Source organism: Sphingomonas sp. (genome assembly GCF_035758555.1).
GTDB lineage: Bacteria > Pseudomonadota > Alphaproteobacteria > Sphingomonadales > Sphingomonadaceae > Sphingomonas_B.
Window position 1 is genome coordinate 1 of record NZ_DASTXI010000128.1, and the last position, 14,774, is coordinate 14,774.

A 14,774-nucleotide genomic window follows, 5' to 3' on the forward strand; every position below is an offset into this window, starting at 1 on the left:
CGGCCGCAAAGCCGGCGCCGTCGATGATCGCGGCTTCGCTCACACCAAGCACGCGCTGACGAGCAGCCGCGGCATGAACACCCGGTCGATGATCGTCAGCACCAGCAGCACGACCAGCGGCGACAGGTCGAGCGCGCCCAGATCGGGCATGATCCGGCGGATCGGCCGGTAGAGCGGCGCGGTCATGCGGTCGAGCGCGACCCAGACCGAGCGGACGAAATCATTGTAGGTGTTGATCACGTTGAACGCGATCAGCCAGGACATGATCGCCTGGATGATGATGATCCACCAGATCGCGGTCAGAAGGATTTGGATGATCTGGGCGACAGCGCACATGGGGTCCTCGAAATAGTTTTGCCGCCCGGATAGCCGATGCGAAGGTGTGTTGCCAGTATCAGACTCTGACTAGCGTGCCGACGCCGGCGCGGGTGAAGATTTCGAGCAGCACCGCATGCTGGACGCGGCCGTCGAGAATCACCGCCGCGTCGACCCCGTTCTCGACCGCATTGAGGCAGGTTTCGAGCTTCGGGATCATGCCGCCGCTGATCGTGCCGTCGGCGCGCAGCCGGGTGATGTCGGCGGGGGTCAGGTCCGTCAGCAGATCGCCCTGCTTGTCGAGCACGCCGGCAACGTCGGTGAGCAGGAACAGGCGCGCGGCACCCAGCGCGGCGGCGATCGCGCCGGCCATGGTGTCGGCGTTGATGTTGTAGGTCTCGCCGTCAGCGCCGGTGGCGATCGGCGCGATCACCGGAATCATACCGGCGATCTCCAGATGGTCGATCAGCGTGCGGTCGACCGCGACCGGCTCCCCGACGAAGCCCAGATCGACCTGCGTCTCCTCGTCGCGTTCGGCATCGTAAACCCGGTGGTCGAGCTTGCGCGCCTGGACGAGGCGCCCGTCCTTGCCCGAGATGCCGACCGCCTTGCCGCCCGCCTGGCCGATATTGGCGACGATTTCCTTGTTGATCGCGCCGCTGAGGACCATTTCGGCGACATCGGCAGTCTGCTCGTCGGTGACGCGCAGGCCGGAGACGAACTCCGACTTCACGCCCAGCTTGCTGAGCATCGATCCGATCTGCGGACCACCGCCGTGCACCACGACCGGGTTGATGCCGACTGCCTTCAACAGCACCACGTCCTCGGCGAAGCTGAGGGCTGCGGCCGGATCGGTCATCGCATGGCCGCCATATTTCACGACGAATGTCTGACCCGCATAGCGCTGCATATAGGGCAGCGCCTCGATCAATATGTCGGCGCGGGCGATCAGGTTTGAAGGATCGTACATCGGTCGAACTCGCATCCGGGCCTAACGGTCGAGCCGCCGGCCGAGGCCCACGAAAAGGTAGATCAGCGCCGGCACCAGCACCGCGGACAGCACGACCTTGGCGAGCATCTGGCCGAGCAACAGCTCGCGGATCGGAAACACGCCCAGGAATGCGATTGTCACGAACAGCAAGGTATCGACGATCTGGCTCAGGATGCTGGCGAGCCCGGCGCGGAGCCAGAGGAGATGCGCGCCCTCGCGGCCCTTCAGCCAGGAAAAGAGCGTGACGTTCAGCGTCTGCGACACGCCATAGGCGACGATACCGCCGACCCAGATGCGCCAGGTCGATCCCATCACCAACTCGAACGCGTCGCGGCGCGCCGGGTCCATGTCGGGGGAGGCGGGGATGGCGAGCACGATCCGTGACAGCAGCAGCGAAACGATCAGCGGCACGAAGCCGACCTGCACCAGCCTATTCGCGCGGTCGCGCCCGTGCAGCTCGGCTACCGCGCTGGACGTCACGACCAGCAGCAGGAAAGCGAAGATGCCCGCCTCGACCGCCAGCGGCCCGAGCGCGACCTGCTTGTTGCCGAGCACGCCCGCGATGCAGACCATGCCGCCGTAGAAGATCGAAAAGGCGAAAAGCGAAGGCGGGATCGTGCCGCTCCGCGCGGTGGGTTCGAGCATGGGGGGCGGTTAGCGGGTTTGGGGGGGCGGTCAAGCTTTGCCCCTCTCTCGCTTGCGGGAGAGGGGCCGATGCTCCTCACTTCTGCGCACCCTTCACCTTTCCCCACTGCCTGGCGGCGGTGTAGCCCAGATAGCCGGTGCCGAAGAGCGCGTAGAGCGGTTCGGGGATGCCGTTCAGATAGGCGGTCATGCCGGACGCGATGCGAGTCGCGACGTCGGGTGCTGCGGCAGCGATCAGGCCCATCGGGATCGCCCAGAGCAGCAGCGCGTACATCACGTAGAGAAAGCTCGGGCGGGCGCGGCTGGTCCATGGATCGTCGGACTGGGCCTCGGCGACGATCGCCGAAAGCTGAGTCCGTACTGCGTCCAGCTCCTGGCTGCCCTGCAGCTTCAGCAGCTCCAGCTTGGCGGCGTCCCGCGCCTTCGGGTCGGGAATGATCTTGTCGATCAGGCCCGCGATCGGGCCAATCACGGCTTCTAAAAGAGGCATGGTGGGGTCTCCAAAGGTCACAAAAGGTCGCACTACGTAGAGCGAAGGATTATCCGATCCGGTTCGCGAGCCAGCCGTAGAGGAAAGCCTCGTTGGCAGGGCGGCTCTCGGCGAGGCGCAGATAGCGTTCGCCCTGCAGCGCCTCGATCGCCTTCAGCAGCACCGTCTCGCCCACGGCTCCACGATGGCGGAGAAAGCCGTCGAGTGCGGCCAGCGTCGCGGCGCCGATGCGGCCGTCGACGGCGATGTCGGCATAGTCGCGCGCGCCGCGATTCAGCGCGTTCAGTGCACGCTGGAGGAAGCAGCCCGCAATTTTCGGTCCCATGTTGGCGCCGGTGTCGAACATCTCGGCAGCGATCGCAGGAGCGCGTTCGGCGACTGCGTCGAAGTGCGGACGCGCCCAGTAGAGGCGGCGGTAGATGCCGGCGGCCGCGTCGCGCGGAAGGTCGCGCATCGCCCCCTCATAGCCGTTCGCCCGCGCGACGGCTTCGGTGATGCCGAAACGCGTCGGACCGCCGCGATCGGCCGGGTGGTCGGTATAGTCGCCCTCGCGGTCGATCAGCGCGTCGATGAGGGAATCGATGTCCATTGGTGTTGCTCCTGTCCTGCGACTCGGAGAATAACCAAATGGGTTCGGTGTAGGACAGCGGTTTTTGCTCTCTCCCGACGTGAGAGGGCAGCGAGACTCAGCCGTGCAGCGGCTTAGTCAAAGCGGGTGAGGCGAAGGCGCGGGCGAGGATCATCGCCCTCACCCCGCTCGGACCGTTGGTCCGAGTCGCCCCCTCCCGCTGGGAGAGGGCAAAATGGTCGGGGCGACTGGATTCGAACCAGCGACCCCCACACCCCCAGTGTGATGCGCTACCAGGCTGCGCTACGCCCCGACCTTGGCTTCGCCGGAGCGCTGCTCCGACGGAAGGCGCGGCCTTATGGCGGAAGGCCGCGGAAGGCAAGGCTCTCCTCCCTGCCGCTTCGGTGCGGAAGGACCGGAGGAAATAAGAAGTTTGATTCCCGCTTTCGCGGGAATACGGCGCCGGCCGCATCAGCCGGACAAGCGAATGCCCGGACCGTTTCCGACCCGGGCACCCGCGTGACGTTGCCGTCAGCCCCCTTGAAAGCGGCCTCTCGACGCGGTGGGCCTGCTCCCCTTCAAGAGGCCCTGCGGAGCGACTGCTCTCCCCGAACCACGGCCATTTTCAACAGCCTGCGCTTCGAATGGCTGAACGCTATGTCAGCTTTCCGAAAGAGTCATGCCCGTTTATCCTGCGTTCATGTAAATTGCGCGAACCTGTGGCTTTGGCGCAACACGGCATCCTTGCGGCGCTCTCGGCAGCGGCCTAGACGCAAGTCCCGCTTTCGAATTGGTTCCAACAAAAATGATTTTGTCTCGCTACGAGCGGATGATCGCCAGACGCTATCTGCTGCCGGGCAAGGGCGAGGCGTTCATCGCGCTGGTCGCCTCGATCAGCCTGGTCGCGGTGATGCTGGGCGTCGCAGCCCTTGTGATCGTGATGAGCGTGATGAACGGCTTTCGCGCCGAATTGTTCGAGAAAGTGGTGGGCCTGAACGGTCACGCCGTGATCCAGGGCTATGGCGGCCGGCTGCCGGGCTGGCGCGACGTGCTGGAGGAAGCGCGGAAGACGCCGGGCGTGGTCTCCGCGACGCCGCTGATCGAGCAGCCGCTGATGGTGACGTATCAGGGCCGCGTCGAGGGCGTGCTCGCCCGCGGCATGCGCGTCGAGGATATCCGCGACAATCCGGTGCTGAAGGGCAAGGTGATCGACGGCGACCTGAAGGCACTGACGCCGGGCAGCGGCAATGTCGCGATCGGGGCGAGGCTCGCCGACATGCTCGGCGCGCGGGTGGGCGACTCGATCAGCCTGATCAGCCCGGACGGCCAGACGACGGTGTTCGGCACGGTGCCGCGAATCGTCGCCTACCGCGTCGCGGCGATCTTCGAGGTCGGCGTCTACGACTATGACAAGGCGTTCGTGATCATGCCGATCCAGGATGCGCAGACCCTGCTGATGCTGGGCGATGCGGTCGGCATGGTGACGGTGCAGACCACCGACCCCGATCATGTCGCGGAGATCCTGCACCCGCTGGTCAACAAGGTCGGCAGCCAGGGCATGATCACCGACTGGCGGCAGATGAACGCATCGCTGTTCGAGGCGCTGCAGGTGGAGCGGGTGGCGATGTTTGTCGTCCTTTCGATCATCGTGCTGGTCGCGGTGTTCAACATCCTGTCGTCGCTGATCATGCTGGTGCGGGCGAAGACGCGCGACATCGCGATCCTGAGGACGATGGGCGCGACCAGGGCCGGGCTGATCAAGGTGTTCGTGACGATCGGCGTGACGATCGGCGCGCTGGGGATCGTCGCGGGGCTGATCCTGGGCGCGGTGTTCCTGTTCTACCGTCAGGCGGTGGTGAATTTCGTGCAGGCAGTGACGGGGCAGAATCTGTGGGATCCGTCGATCCGCTTCCTGACCGAACTGCCGGCCAAGACCGATCCGGTCGAGGTGACGGCGATCGTGCTGATGGCGCTGGTGTTGAGCTTCCTCGCGACGCTGTACCCGGCGTTCAAGGCGGCGAGCACCGACCCGGTTCAGGTGCTGCGCTATGAGTGAGGCGGTGCTGGCGACGGCCGGCCTGACGCGATCCTTCACCCAGGGCGGCGCGACGATCGAGGTGTTGCGCGGCGTCGACCTGGCCGTCGCGCCGGGCGAGATCGTTGCCCTGCTGGGGCCGAGCGGCTCGGGCAAGTCGACGCTGCTGCAGGCGGTCGGGCTGCTGGAAGGCGGGTTCGGCGGGTCGATCCGGATCGGCGGCGAGGAAGTGTCGCAATTGAGCGGCGATGCGCGCACGCAGGTGCGGCGCGACCGGATCGGCTTCGTCTATCAATTCCACCATCTGCTGCCCGATTTCACCGCCGAAGAGAATGTCGTGCTGCCCCAGCTGATCCGCGATGCGGAGCCTGGACCGGCGCGGGGGCGGGCCGCGGCGCTGCTCGGTGCGCTCGGCCTCGGCCACCGGCTGACCCACCGACCAAGCCAGTTGTCGGGCGGCGAGCAGCAGCGCGTCGCGGTGGCCCGCGCGCTCGCCAACCGGCCTGCCCTGGTGCTGGCCGACGAGCCCACCGGCAATCTTGACGAGGCGACCGCCGACATTGTCTTCGACGAATTCCTGCGGCTGGTGCGCGGCGAGGGATCGGCGGCGCTGGTCGCGACCCACAATGAGCGGCTGGCGCTGCGGATGGACCGGGTGCTGCGGCTCCACGAGGGGCGGCTGGAATAGGAGACGAGGCGATGGCGACCGTAACCGATTTCGACGTCAAGGCGGCGGACGGCGGCAGCGCATCGCTCAGCGCTTACGAAGGCAAGGTGCTGCTGATCGTCAACGTCGCCAGCAAATGCGGGTTCACGCCGCAATATGAGGGGCTGGAGGCGCTCTACCGCCGATACCGCGACCGCGGCTTCGAAGTGCTCGGCTTTCCGTGCAACCAGTTCGGGCAGCAGGAACCGGGCAATGCAGAGGAGATCGCGTCCTTCTGCTCGCTCAATTACGACGTGACTTTTCCCGTATTCGCCAAGATCGACGTCAATGGACCCAAGGCCGACCCGCTGTACGAGCATCTAAAGAAAGCGGCTCCGGGACTGATGGGGCTCACGTCGATCAAGTGGAATTTCACAAAATTCCTGGTCGACCGGGCTGGGCAAGTCGTTCATCGCTACGCCCCGACCACCAGGCCGGACGAAATTGAGCCCGACATTCAGCGGCTACTTTGAACGCCTTATCCTAGATCATGTTGCGTCGAATCCGGATGTTCCGCGTTGTGACTGCGGGATCAACGGAAACGAGACGGACGGATGGAGCTCTGGGGCGGTCACGAATGCACGGTCAACAGGGTCGCGGACCGCTATTGCGACCAGAGCCGGCTGACCGGACACGACGACCGCATCGAGGACCTGCACCTCTTCGCCGATCTGGGCGTCACGCGGCTGCGTTATCCGGTGCTGTGGGAGCGGGCCGGGCCCGAGCGGCCGGGCGATTATGATTTCGGCTGGAGCGACGCGCGGCTGGCGGAGCTGCGCCGGCTCGGCATCGCTCCGATCGTGGGGCTGCTCCATCACGGCAGCGGCCCGCATTTCACCAGCCTTGTCGACCCCCACATGCCGCGGCTGTTCGCCGACTATGCGGCCGCGGTGGCCGAGCGCTATCCCTGGGTCGAGGACTGGACGCCGGTCAACGAGCCGCTGACGACGGCGCGCTTCGCCGGGCTCTACGGCCATTGGTATCCGCACGGGCAGGACGAGAGCGCGTTCCTGACCGCGCTGGTCACGCAGGTCGAGGCGACGATCGCGGCGATGCGCGCGATCCGGAAGGTCAATCCGGCGGCGCGGCTCGTCCAGACGGACGATCTGGGCGACACCTATGCGACCGCCGAACTCGTCCATGTCGCGGACCATTATAACCACCGCCGCTGGCTCGGCTTCGACCTGCTCACCGGCCGCATCGACGAAAGCCATTATCTCTGGCCTGCGCTGGAGAAGTCAGGGTTGGCGGACCGCGTGCGCGCAATCGTTGCCGATCCTTGCCCGCCTGACGTGATCGGCGTGAACCACTATATCACCAGCGACCGTTTCCTCGATCACCGGCTGGACCGCTATCCCGATCTCGTGAAGCCGGCGGTCGGCTTCCACGATTTCACTGCGGCGCGGGTAATGGACCCGCCGCCGCCCGGCCTCGAGTCGGTGCTGCGCCAGGCGTGGCAGCGCTACGGCATTCCGCTGGCCGTCACCGAAAGCCATCTTGGCTGCACGCGCGAGGAACAGATGCGCTGGCTGGTCGAGAGCTGGACGACCTGCGAGCGGCTGGCGGCCGACGGCGTCGATATCCGCGCGATGACGGCCTGGGCGCTGCTGGGCAATTACGACTGGTGCAGCCTGCTGACCGTCCCGGCCAACCACTATGAAGGCGGCGCATTCGATGTGCGGGCAGGCGCGCCGCGGCCGACGGCGCTGACCCGCGTACTCAAGGCGTTCGGCGGCGATGCGGACGCGCAAGCGTGGCTCCATGGCCATCCGGCATTGGGCCGGCGCGGCTGGTGGCGGCGCGACGTGCGGCTGGAACATGCGCCCTATGTCTGGACGGAAAGGCAGCCCGAGATGGACGAGCGTGCCGGACCGCCGATCCTGATCACCGGCGCCAGCGGAACCCTGGGCCAGGCGCTTGCCCGCGCCTGCACGCTGCGTGGGCTCGACTATGTGCTGACCGACCGCGGCGCATGCGCGATCGACGATCCGCGCTCGGTTGCGGCAGCGCTCGACCTTCACCAGCCTTGGGCGGTCATCAACGCCGCCGGCTGGGTGCGGGTCGACGAGGCGGAGGGGGCACGCGACGCCTGCTTCCGGGCCAACGCCGACGGCGCGGCCCTGATGGCCGAAGCCTGCGCCGAGCGCGGACTTCGTTACACGGTCTTCTCGTCCGACCTGGTGTTCGACGGCGCCAAGAACGACGCCTATGTCGAGGATGACGCGCCCAGGCCCCTGAACGTCTATGGTGCGAGCAAGGCGGCGGCGGAAGAGCGCGTGCTCGCCGCGCTGCCCGAGGCGCTGGTGGTGCGCACCGCGGCGTTCTTTTCGCCGTTCGACGCCTATAATTTCGCCGTCTGGGTCGAGCGGGAGCTCAGGCACGGTCGGCCGGTGCAGGCGGCCGAAGGGTTCGTGGTGACGCCGACCTTTGTGCCCGACCTGGTCCATGCCAGCCTCGACCTGCTGATCGACGAGGAAAAAGGCATCTGGCACCTGACCAACCAGGAGCCGGTCAGCTGGTTCGATTTCGGCCGCCGCGTCGCCGACACGCTCGACCTGGATGCGAAGCTGGTGAGGCCCGCGCGCCCGTCCGAACTCGGCTGGCGCGCACGGCGCCCCGCCTTTGTGCCGCTCGGCTCCAGGCACGGACAGCTTTTGCCGAAGCTGGAAGATGCGCTGGCCCGCCACCGCGCGCGGCGTGGGGCTGAAGCCGCCTGAGCCGTTCGCGAAAGGGGGATCATGGGGATAACCCACGGCTTTTCCTTCCCTGAATCGGTCCGGGTCCCCATACAGGGGGCATGCCTCATGCGCCGTTCGTGCCCCTCCGCATCTTTTCCGCCTACACGATGCTGGAAGGCGCGCTCGATCCGAAGGACATCGTCAAGCTCGCCAAGCGGCACGGTTTTCCGGCGGCGGCACTGACCGACCGCAACGGACTGTATGCGGCGATGGCTTTTTCCGAAGCCGCGATGAAGGAAGGCGTGCAGCCGGTCATCGGCGCGATGCTGGGGGTCGCGCGGCCGCCGCGCGGAGACGCGCCGCCCTCGCTCGACTGGCTCGCACTCTATGCACAGGACGAGACCGGTTACCGCAACCTGTGCGAGCTGGTATCCGCGGCGCACCTCGACCGGCCGATTGAGCAGGACCCGCATGTGCCGTTCGACGCGCTCGACGGCAGGACCGACGGGCTGCTATGCTTGACTGCCGGCGCCGAAGGCGCGCTCGCGCGGCTGTTCGCCGAGGAGCAGGCGGCCGAGGCGATCGACTATGTCGACCGGCTGGAGCGGCTGTTCCCGAACCGCCTCTATATAGAGCTGTCGCGGCGGATGAACGAAGTCGAGGCTCGCGCTGAAAGGCATCTGATCGACCTCGCTTATGCGCACGACCTGCCGCTGGTCGCGACCAATCCGTGCTGCTTCGGCGACGAGCATTTCCATGCCGCGCACGATGCGATGCTGTGCATCGCCGATTCTGCCTATCTGGACAGCGACGACCGGCGGAAAAGCTCGCCCGATGCCTGGCTGAAGCCGCTGCCGGAAATGCAGAAGCTGTTCGAGGATCTGCCCGAAGCGCTCGCCAACACGCTGGTCGTCGCCCAGCGCTGCGCAGTGGCGGCGCCTAAGCGCAAGCCGATCCTCCCCAGCCTCGCCGGCGACCGCGAAGGCGAGGCGGCGAAGCTGCGCGAGGATGCGCGCGCGGGGCTGGAAGCGCGGCTGGAGCGATACGGATACACCCGCGCCCCTGCGGAAGCAGGGGCCCAGGAGGGGGCCGGCTCCAGCGACTCTGGACCCCTGCTTTCGCAGGGGTACGAGGAATATTTCGCCCGCCTGGAATTCGAGCTCGACGTCATCATCCAGATGGGGTTTCCGGGCTATTTCCTGATCGTCGCCGACTTCATCAAATGGGCGAAGGCGAACGACATTCCGGTGGGGCCGGGGCGCGGATCGGGCGCGGGATCGGTGGTCGCCTGGGCGTTGACCATCACCGACCTCGATCCGATCAAGCTGGGGTTGCTGTTCGAGCGCTTCTTGAACCCGGAACGCGTGTCGATGCCGGATTTCGACATCGACTTCTGCGAAACCCATCGCGACAAGGTGATCCGCTACGTCCAGCAGCGCTATGGACGCGACACGGTCGCGCAGATCATCACCTTCGGCCGGCTGAAAGCGCGCGCGGTGCTGAAGGACACCGGCCGCGTATTGCAGATGAGCTATGGCCAGGTCGATCGGCTGGCGAAGCTGGTGCCCAACCATCCGACCGATCCCTGGACGCTGGAGCGGGCGCTGAACGGCGTTTCGGAGCTTGCTGCCGAATACAAGAACGATCGCGAGGTGAAGCGGCTGTTCGACCTGGCGATGAAGCTGGAGGGCTTTCCCCGCCACAGCTCCACGCATGCCGCCGGCGTGGTGATCGGCGACCGGCCGCTGGCCGAGCTGATCCCGCTCTATCGCGATCCGCGTTCCGACATGCCGGTCACCCAGTTCGACATGAAATATGTCGAAGGCGCGGGGCTGGTGAAATTCGACTTTCTCGGCCTGAAGACTCTGTCCGTCCTGAAGAAGGCGGTGCAGATGCTTGCGAAGCGCGGGCTGGCCGTCGATCTCGACGCGCTCTCGTGGGACGACGAGGAAGTCTACAAGCTTCTCCAGCGCGGCGACACGGTCGGAGTGTTCCAGCTGGAATCGGAAGGCATGCGCCGCACGCTGGCGGCGGTGAAGCCGACCAATTTCGGCGACATCATCGCTCTCGTTTCGCTGTACCGGCCGGGGCCGATGGACAACATCCCGCTGTTCGGCGACCGCAAGAACGGCCGTGCCGAGGTCGCCTATCCGCACCCGCTGCTCGAAGGGATCCTGGCCGAGACCTACGGCATCTTCGTCTATCAGGAGCAGGTGATGCAGGCAGCGCAGGTGCTCGCCGGCTATTCGCTCGGCGGCGCCGACCTGCTGCGGCGCGCGATGGGCAAGAAGATCAAGGCGGAGATGGACGCGCAGCGTGCGATCTTCGTCGAAGGCTGCCAGAATGTGAACGATATCCCGGCCGACAAGGCGAACGAGCTGTTCGACTTGATCGACAAATTCGCAGGCTACGGCTTCAACAAATCGCACGCCGCAGCGTACGCGTTGCTCGCCTACCAGACGGCCTGGCTGAAGGCGCATCACCCGCACGAATTCTATGCGGCGTCGATGTGCTACGACATGGCGCAGACCGACAAGCTCGGCGTGTTCGTCGACGACATGCGGCGGATGGAGGTGGCGGTCCTGGCTCCTGACGTGAACGCGTCGGAGGCGGAATTTTCGGTGGAAGCGGCGGGCGAGGGGCTGGCCGTGCGCTATGCGCTGGGCGCGCTGAAGAATGTCGGCGAGCGGGCGATGGAGCTGCTGGTCGAGGAGCGGGCGAAGGGCGGCGCGTTCAAGTCGCTCGACGATTTCGCCAACCGCGTCGATCCGAAGCTGCTGAACCGCCGTCAGATGGAGAGCCTGGCCGGCGCGGGGGCATTCGATTCAATGGAGCCGATGCGCGCGGGCGTGTTCGCGGTCGCCGAGACGATGCTCGCAATCGCCGCGCGCGCGGAGGAGCAACGGACGAGCGGACAGGGCGGACTGTTCGGCATGGGCGAGGCGAGCGTCGCCGCGATCAAGCTGCCGCAGAACGCGCACTGGACACTCGCCGAGCGGATGACGCAGGAAAAGGAAGCGTTCGGCTTTTATTTCTCCGCCCACCCGATCGACCGCTACCGCCATCTCGCCGACGCGCATGGCGCGAAAAGCTATGGCGCGATGTGTGGCGCGAATATCGGCGAAGAGCGGGTGCCCGGCACGATGGCGGGGCTGGTCGAGGACGTGCGCTGGCGCACCTCCGCCAAGGGGAGGCGCTATCTGCTCGCGACCTGCTCCGATGCGTCGGGCCAGTTCGTCGCCAGCTGCTTCGACGAGGGCGCGTCCAAGGATCTGGAGGAAGCGGCGCGGACCGGCGGCTGCGGCCTGTTGTCGGTCGAACTCGACAAGCGCGCGGGCGAGGAAACGCCGCGCGTGACGATCCGCGGCATCCGGCCGTTCGAGGCGCTCACCGCGAACACCCGGCTGGTGCTGCAGGTGGAGCTGGACGACGCCGGCGCGATGGCGGGACTGAAAACGCTGGTCGAGCCGGCGCGGGGCGGACGGGGCGAGATCAGGCTGCTGGCGAAAACGCCGGCCGGCGAGGCGGACGTGCGGCTCGGCCGCGACTTTCACCTCGATGCGGAGCTGGCCGCCCGGATCGAGCGCCTGCCGGGCGTCGCCGGTGTTTCGCTGAAGGCCGCGGAGCTGCCGAAGCTGGCCCTGGTCAGCTGACCGCCGTCCAGTCGCAGCGCTTGCGGTCGCGCAGCTTGTTTTCCTTCCAGCAGCGATCGTCGAGCGGGGGCAGCATCAGCGCAGGCTGCGGCGGAATCCAGAAGCGGAATTGCTGTTCGCCGGCGAGCACGAGGCTCTTGCGTAGCTCGCGCATGCGGTTTTCGGCGACCTTATAGAGCTGGCCGCGCGGCGCGAAGATCGCTTCCCGTCCGATCGAGCTCGCCGCTTCGCAGAAGGTATATTGGGCAAGCACCGTCGAGAAGCTCGAATAGGTGCGCGTGCCGTACTGGTCGAGCTTGGTCTGGCCGTTCTTCCTGTCGGTGCGCGTGAAGTAATGGCTGAGCACCTGATACGCCTTCGCCAGCTCGTCGCGATGATTGTCGAGCATCGCATTATACTGGTTGCGGGTGAGTAGCGTCGGCTCGAACTGGCACTGCAGCGCCGCCACGTTGAGGCCCGAGCGCAGGTTCCAGACCAGCGCCGCGCGCAGCTCGACGGGCGTCGCGCCCGGCAGCGTGCCGGTCAATATGCCGGGCTCGGCGCCGGTCACCGGCTCGCTGTGCAGGTCCGGCGCTTTCCAGAAAAACGCGGCCGGTGCGGAAGCGGGAGCAAGAGCGAGGAAAACAGCGGCAGCGAAACCAGCAAGTCGTAAAGCCATCGAAACGAAACTCCGGGAGGGCCCGCAGACTAGCGGCATTTTCGTGCGATACAAACCGCGATGTTCCAGCAAGTCATCGTGAACGCGGCCCACTCCGTCGCCAAAGAAGAAGGGCCGCCCGGTCGCCCGGACGGCCCTTCCAAAGCAGAAAACAGTCGAACTTAGTTGCCGTTCGACATGTTGTTGCCCATCATGTTGTCGGACATGTTGTTGCCCATCATGTTGCCGCTGGCATTCATGTCGTTCATGTCGCCGGCCATGTTGCCGGTGCCATTGGCAGCGTCGACGGCAGTCATGTTGTCCGTCGTGGTGTTCATGTCGGTGGCATTCATCTCGGTGACGTTCGCCGTATCCATGTTGTTGGCTTCTTCCTTGCTTCCGCAAGCCGAAACCATCAGAGCAGCTCCGGCGATCATCGAGCCGGTCAGAACTTTCGTGAGAAGGTCACGCATTCGAAACTCCCTTATATTAGCGATTTGGCCGGCTCGGTGGCCCTCCGTTAGCCAAATCAGCCCCGTTCTTAGACACAAAAGCTTCACCCCTCAAGAGTTCTTCTTTTCGCACGCTCGAGCGAGCGCGGCGAGGAACTCGGGGAGCGTCTCGCGGAGCGCGGTATCCAGCGCACCAAGGGACGCATTGTTCCCGATCGAGGCCAGGCTTGCGACCGGGAATTCGCCCAAACCACAAGGAACTATGCCGGTGAAGTGATCCAGATCGGGATCGACGTTCACCGAAAAGCCGTGCAACGTGACCCAGCGCCGCACCCGCACGCCGATGGCCCCGATCTTCGCTTCCCCGCCCGGCGTGTCAACCCAGATACCGATGCGCCCGTCGATCGCCCGCGCCGCAACTCCGAGCTGCCCCAGGGCGCCGATCACCCATTGTTCGAGGGCATGGACGAAGCACCGCACGTCGCGCCCGCGCGCGCCAAGGTCGAGCTGGACATAGCCGACCCGCTGGCCGGGCCCGTGATAAGTGTAGCGGCCGCCGCGCCCGCTCGCGTGGACCGGAAAGCGCGGATCGAGCAGCTCGGCGGAATCGGCACTGGTGCCGGCGGTATAGAGCGGCGCGTGCTCCAGCAGCCAGATGCGCTCGCGCGCGGTGCCGGCCCGGATCGCCTCCGCCCGCGCATCCATGTCCGCTACGGCCGTCGGATAATCGGTCAGGCCCGGCGAGACCTGCCATTCGACATCGTCGATCATCATCGCTGGCGCTATCGGCACTTGAACCTCTCGCTTCAAGCCGAAGTGCGGCTATATGCGCGGCCGATGCAGGATAAACCCACTCCGTTCGATGCCGGCCGCGCCTGGACCGATGCGATGGCGCTGTTGAACGGCCAGCGGGAGATCCTGCTGACGATCACCGGCTTTTTCATCATGTTGCCGGCGCTGCTGCTGAACGCGCTGCGTCCGTTCGTGGCGAGTGGCAAGAGCGAGACCTGGATGGCCGAGATCGCCGCCTGGACCGAGGCCAATTTCCTGTGGATCCTGCTGGTCGCGGTGCTGGCGGCGCTGGGGCGGCTGGCGATGCTTATCCTGCTGCTTGGGCCGGACCGCCCGACCGTCGGCGAGGCGCTGGCGGCAGGCGCGAAGCTGCTGGCGATGTTCGTCATCATGGACGTGCTGATCGGGCTGATGCTGCTGGGCGGCAGCCTGCTCTTCATTGTGCCTGCCTTCTACATCTTCGGGCGGACCTTTCTTGCCGAGGCGGGGTTCGTCGCGCGCCGCGTGCACGGCCCCCTCGCCGGGCTGACCGCCGGTTTCGAGGCGAGCCGCGGCAATGGCTGGCGCCTGTTCCTGATGGCTGCGATCATCTATGTCGCCGGCGTCATCCTGACCGCGGCGATCGGATCGATCGTCGGCGTGATCGGCGCGCTGGCGGGCGGAAGCGGGCTCGACCGGTTCCTGAGCGCGTTCGTCGACGCAGTGTGCGGGGCCGGCGTGTCGCTGCTGCTGGTGCTGGTCGGAGTCGCCGCCTGGCGCCAGCTAGGCGAGGATCGGAATCTGCGGCGCGGCGTCGCGCGGTAGGTGGCCGG

Annotated in this window: 14 protein-coding genes and 1 tRNA gene; 6 read left to right on the plus strand and 9 right to left on the minus strand. The window is 66.2% G+C overall.

Annotated elements, in window-relative coordinates:
* Positions 1 to 39: 39 nt before the first annotated feature.
* The 6 genes from VFT73_RS07890 to VFT73_RS07915 form a co-directional block, all read right to left on the minus strand.
* The gene (locus VFT73_RS07890) at positions 40 to 336 is read right to left on the minus strand and encodes a YggT family protein (RefSeq protein WP_326409703.1); all 297 of its coding nucleotides are present in this window, start codon (positions 334 to 336) and stop codon (positions 40 to 42) included.
* A gap of 58 nt (positions 337 to 394) precedes the next feature.
* Positions 395 to 1,285, minus strand: a complete 891-nt coding sequence (gene argB / locus VFT73_RS07895; RefSeq protein WP_326409704.1) for an acetylglutamate kinase — start codon at positions 1,283 to 1,285, stop codon at positions 395 to 397.
* Between the two features lie 21 nt (positions 1,286 to 1,306).
* Positions 1,307 to 1,951 (minus strand): queuosine precursor transporter, encoded by a 645-nt coding sequence (locus tag VFT73_RS07900; RefSeq protein ID WP_326409705.1) that lies wholly within the window; start codon positions 1,949 to 1,951, stop codon positions 1,307 to 1,309.
* Positions 1,952 to 2,027: 76 nt separating this feature from the next.
* Positions 2,028 to 2,441 carry a holin family protein gene (locus VFT73_RS07905; RefSeq protein WP_326409706.1) on the minus strand — a complete coding sequence of 138 codons (414 nt, stop codon included), beginning with the start codon at positions 2,439 to 2,441 and terminating at the stop codon, positions 2,028 to 2,030.
* Positions 2,442 to 2,490: 49 nt separating this feature from the next.
* Positions 2,491 to 3,030 (minus strand): glycoside hydrolase family 108 protein, encoded by a 540-nt coding sequence (locus VFT73_RS07910; RefSeq protein WP_326409707.1) that lies wholly within the window; start codon positions 3,028 to 3,030, stop codon positions 2,491 to 2,493.
* 215 nt (positions 3,031 to 3,245) lie between these two features.
* A tRNA-Pro gene (locus VFT73_RS07915) sits at positions 3,246 to 3,322 on the minus strand.
* A gap of 492 nt (positions 3,323 to 3,814) precedes the next feature.
* Between VFT73_RS07915 and VFT73_RS07920 the strand changes: the two genes are divergently transcribed.
* The 5 genes from VFT73_RS07920 to dnaE all read left to right on the plus strand — a co-directional run bounded on the left by VFT73_RS07920 (position 3,815) and on the right by dnaE (position 12,081).
* Positions 3,815 to 5,065 (plus strand): lipoprotein-releasing ABC transporter permease subunit, encoded by a 1,251-nt coding sequence (locus VFT73_RS07920; RefSeq protein ID WP_326409709.1) that lies wholly within the window; start codon positions 3,815 to 3,817, stop codon positions 5,063 to 5,065.
* The gene (locus tag VFT73_RS07925; RefSeq protein WP_326409710.1) at positions 5,058 to 5,732 is read left to right on the plus strand and encodes an ABC transporter ATP-binding protein; all 675 of its coding nucleotides are present in this window, start codon (positions 5,058 to 5,060) and stop codon (positions 5,730 to 5,732) included. Before VFT73_RS07920 ends, VFT73_RS07925 begins: the two co-directional genes overlap by 8 nt.
* 11 nt (positions 5,733 to 5,743) lie before the next feature.
* Positions 5,744 to 6,223, plus strand: a complete 480-nt coding sequence (locus VFT73_RS07930) for a glutathione peroxidase (RefSeq protein ID WP_326409711.1) — start codon at positions 5,744 to 5,746, stop codon at positions 6,221 to 6,223.
* Positions 6,224 to 6,304: 81 nt separating this feature from the next.
* Positions 6,305 to 8,467 carry a family 1 glycosylhydrolase gene (locus tag VFT73_RS07935; protein WP_326409713.1) on the plus strand — a complete coding sequence of 721 codons (2,163 nt, stop codon included), beginning with the start codon at positions 6,305 to 6,307 and terminating at the stop codon, positions 8,465 to 8,467.
* 80 nt (positions 8,468 to 8,547) lie between these two features.
* Positions 8,548 to 12,081 (plus strand): DNA polymerase III subunit alpha, encoded by a 3,534-nt coding sequence (dnaE, locus tag VFT73_RS07940; RefSeq protein WP_326409715.1) that lies wholly within the window; start codon positions 8,548 to 8,550, stop codon positions 12,079 to 12,081.
* Here dnaE and VFT73_RS07945 read toward each other — a convergent pair.
* The 3 genes from VFT73_RS07945 to lipB all read right to left on the minus strand — a co-directional run bounded on the left by VFT73_RS07945 (position 12,074) and on the right by lipB (position 13,944).
* The gene (locus VFT73_RS07945; protein ID WP_326409716.1) at positions 12,074 to 12,739 is read right to left on the minus strand and encodes a hypothetical protein; all 666 of its coding nucleotides are present in this window, start codon (positions 12,737 to 12,739) and stop codon (positions 12,074 to 12,076) included. The genes dnaE and VFT73_RS07945 overlap by 8 nt on opposite strands.
* A gap of 161 nt (positions 12,740 to 12,900) precedes the next feature.
* Complete coding sequence (locus tag VFT73_RS07950) at positions 12,901 to 13,191, minus strand: hypothetical protein (RefSeq protein WP_326409718.1); 291 nt, start codon at positions 13,189 to 13,191, stop codon at positions 12,901 to 12,903.
* A gap of 90 nt (positions 13,192 to 13,281) precedes the next feature.
* Positions 13,282 to 13,944: a lipoyl(octanoyl) transferase LipB gene (lipB, locus tag VFT73_RS07955; RefSeq protein ID WP_414712807.1), complete on the minus strand. Its 663-nt coding sequence runs from the start codon at positions 13,942 to 13,944 to the stop codon at positions 13,282 to 13,284.
* 63 nt (positions 13,945 to 14,007) lie between these two features.
* On the opposite strand from lipB, the gene VFT73_RS07960 reads away from it, so the two are divergent.
* Entirely contained in the window at positions 14,008 to 14,766 is a 759-nt protein-coding gene (locus tag VFT73_RS07960) for a hypothetical protein (protein ID WP_326409720.1), read from the plus strand.
* Positions 14,767 to 14,774: the final 8 nt, after the last annotated feature.

Coding starts and splice junctions, on each gene's coding strand:
- VFT73_RS07950 (WP_326409718.1), bottom strand. CDS start 13,191: ATGCGTGACCTTCTCACGAAAGTTCTGACCGGCTCGATGATCGCCGGA.
- VFT73_RS07935 (WP_326409713.1), top strand. CDS start 6,305: ATGGAGCTCTGGGGCGGTCACGAATGCACGGTCAACAGGGTCGCGGAC.
- VFT73_RS07910 (WP_326409707.1), bottom strand. CDS start 3,030: ATGGACATCGATTCCCTCATCGACGCGCTGATCGACCGCGAGGGCGAC.
- VFT73_RS07890 (WP_326409703.1), bottom strand. CDS start 336: ATGTGCGCTGTCGCCCAGATCATCCAAATCCTTCTGACCGCGATCTGG.
- VFT73_RS07900 (WP_326409705.1), bottom strand. CDS start 1,951: ATGCTCGAACCCACCGCGCGGAGCGGCACGATCCCGCCTTCGCTTTTC.
- argB (WP_326409704.1), bottom strand. CDS start 1,285: ATGTACGATCCTTCAAACCTGATCGCCCGCGCCGACATATTGATCGAG.
- VFT73_RS07920 (WP_326409709.1), top strand. CDS start 3,815: ATGATTTTGTCTCGCTACGAGCGGATGATCGCCAGACGCTATCTGCTG.
- dnaE (WP_326409715.1), top strand. CDS start 8,548: ATGCCTCATGCGCCGTTCGTGCCCCTCCGCATCTTTTCCGCCTACACG.
- VFT73_RS07905 (WP_326409706.1), bottom strand. CDS start 2,441: ATGCCTCTTTTAGAAGCCGTGATTGGCCCGATCGCGGGCCTGATCGAC.
- lipB (WP_414712807.1), bottom strand. CDS start 13,944: ATGATGATCGACGATGTCGAATGGCAGGTCTCGCCGGGCCTGACCGAT.
- VFT73_RS07960 (WP_326409720.1), top strand. CDS start 14,008: ATGCAGGATAAACCCACTCCGTTCGATGCCGGCCGCGCCTGGACCGAT.
- VFT73_RS07945 (WP_326409716.1), bottom strand. CDS start 12,739: ATGGCTTTACGACTTGCTGGTTTCGCTGCCGCTGTTTTCCTCGCTCTT.
- VFT73_RS07925 (WP_326409710.1), top strand. CDS start 5,058: ATGAGTGAGGCGGTGCTGGCGACGGCCGGCCTGACGCGATCCTTCACC.
- VFT73_RS07930 (WP_326409711.1), top strand. CDS start 5,744: ATGGCGACCGTAACCGATTTCGACGTCAAGGCGGCGGACGGCGGCAGC.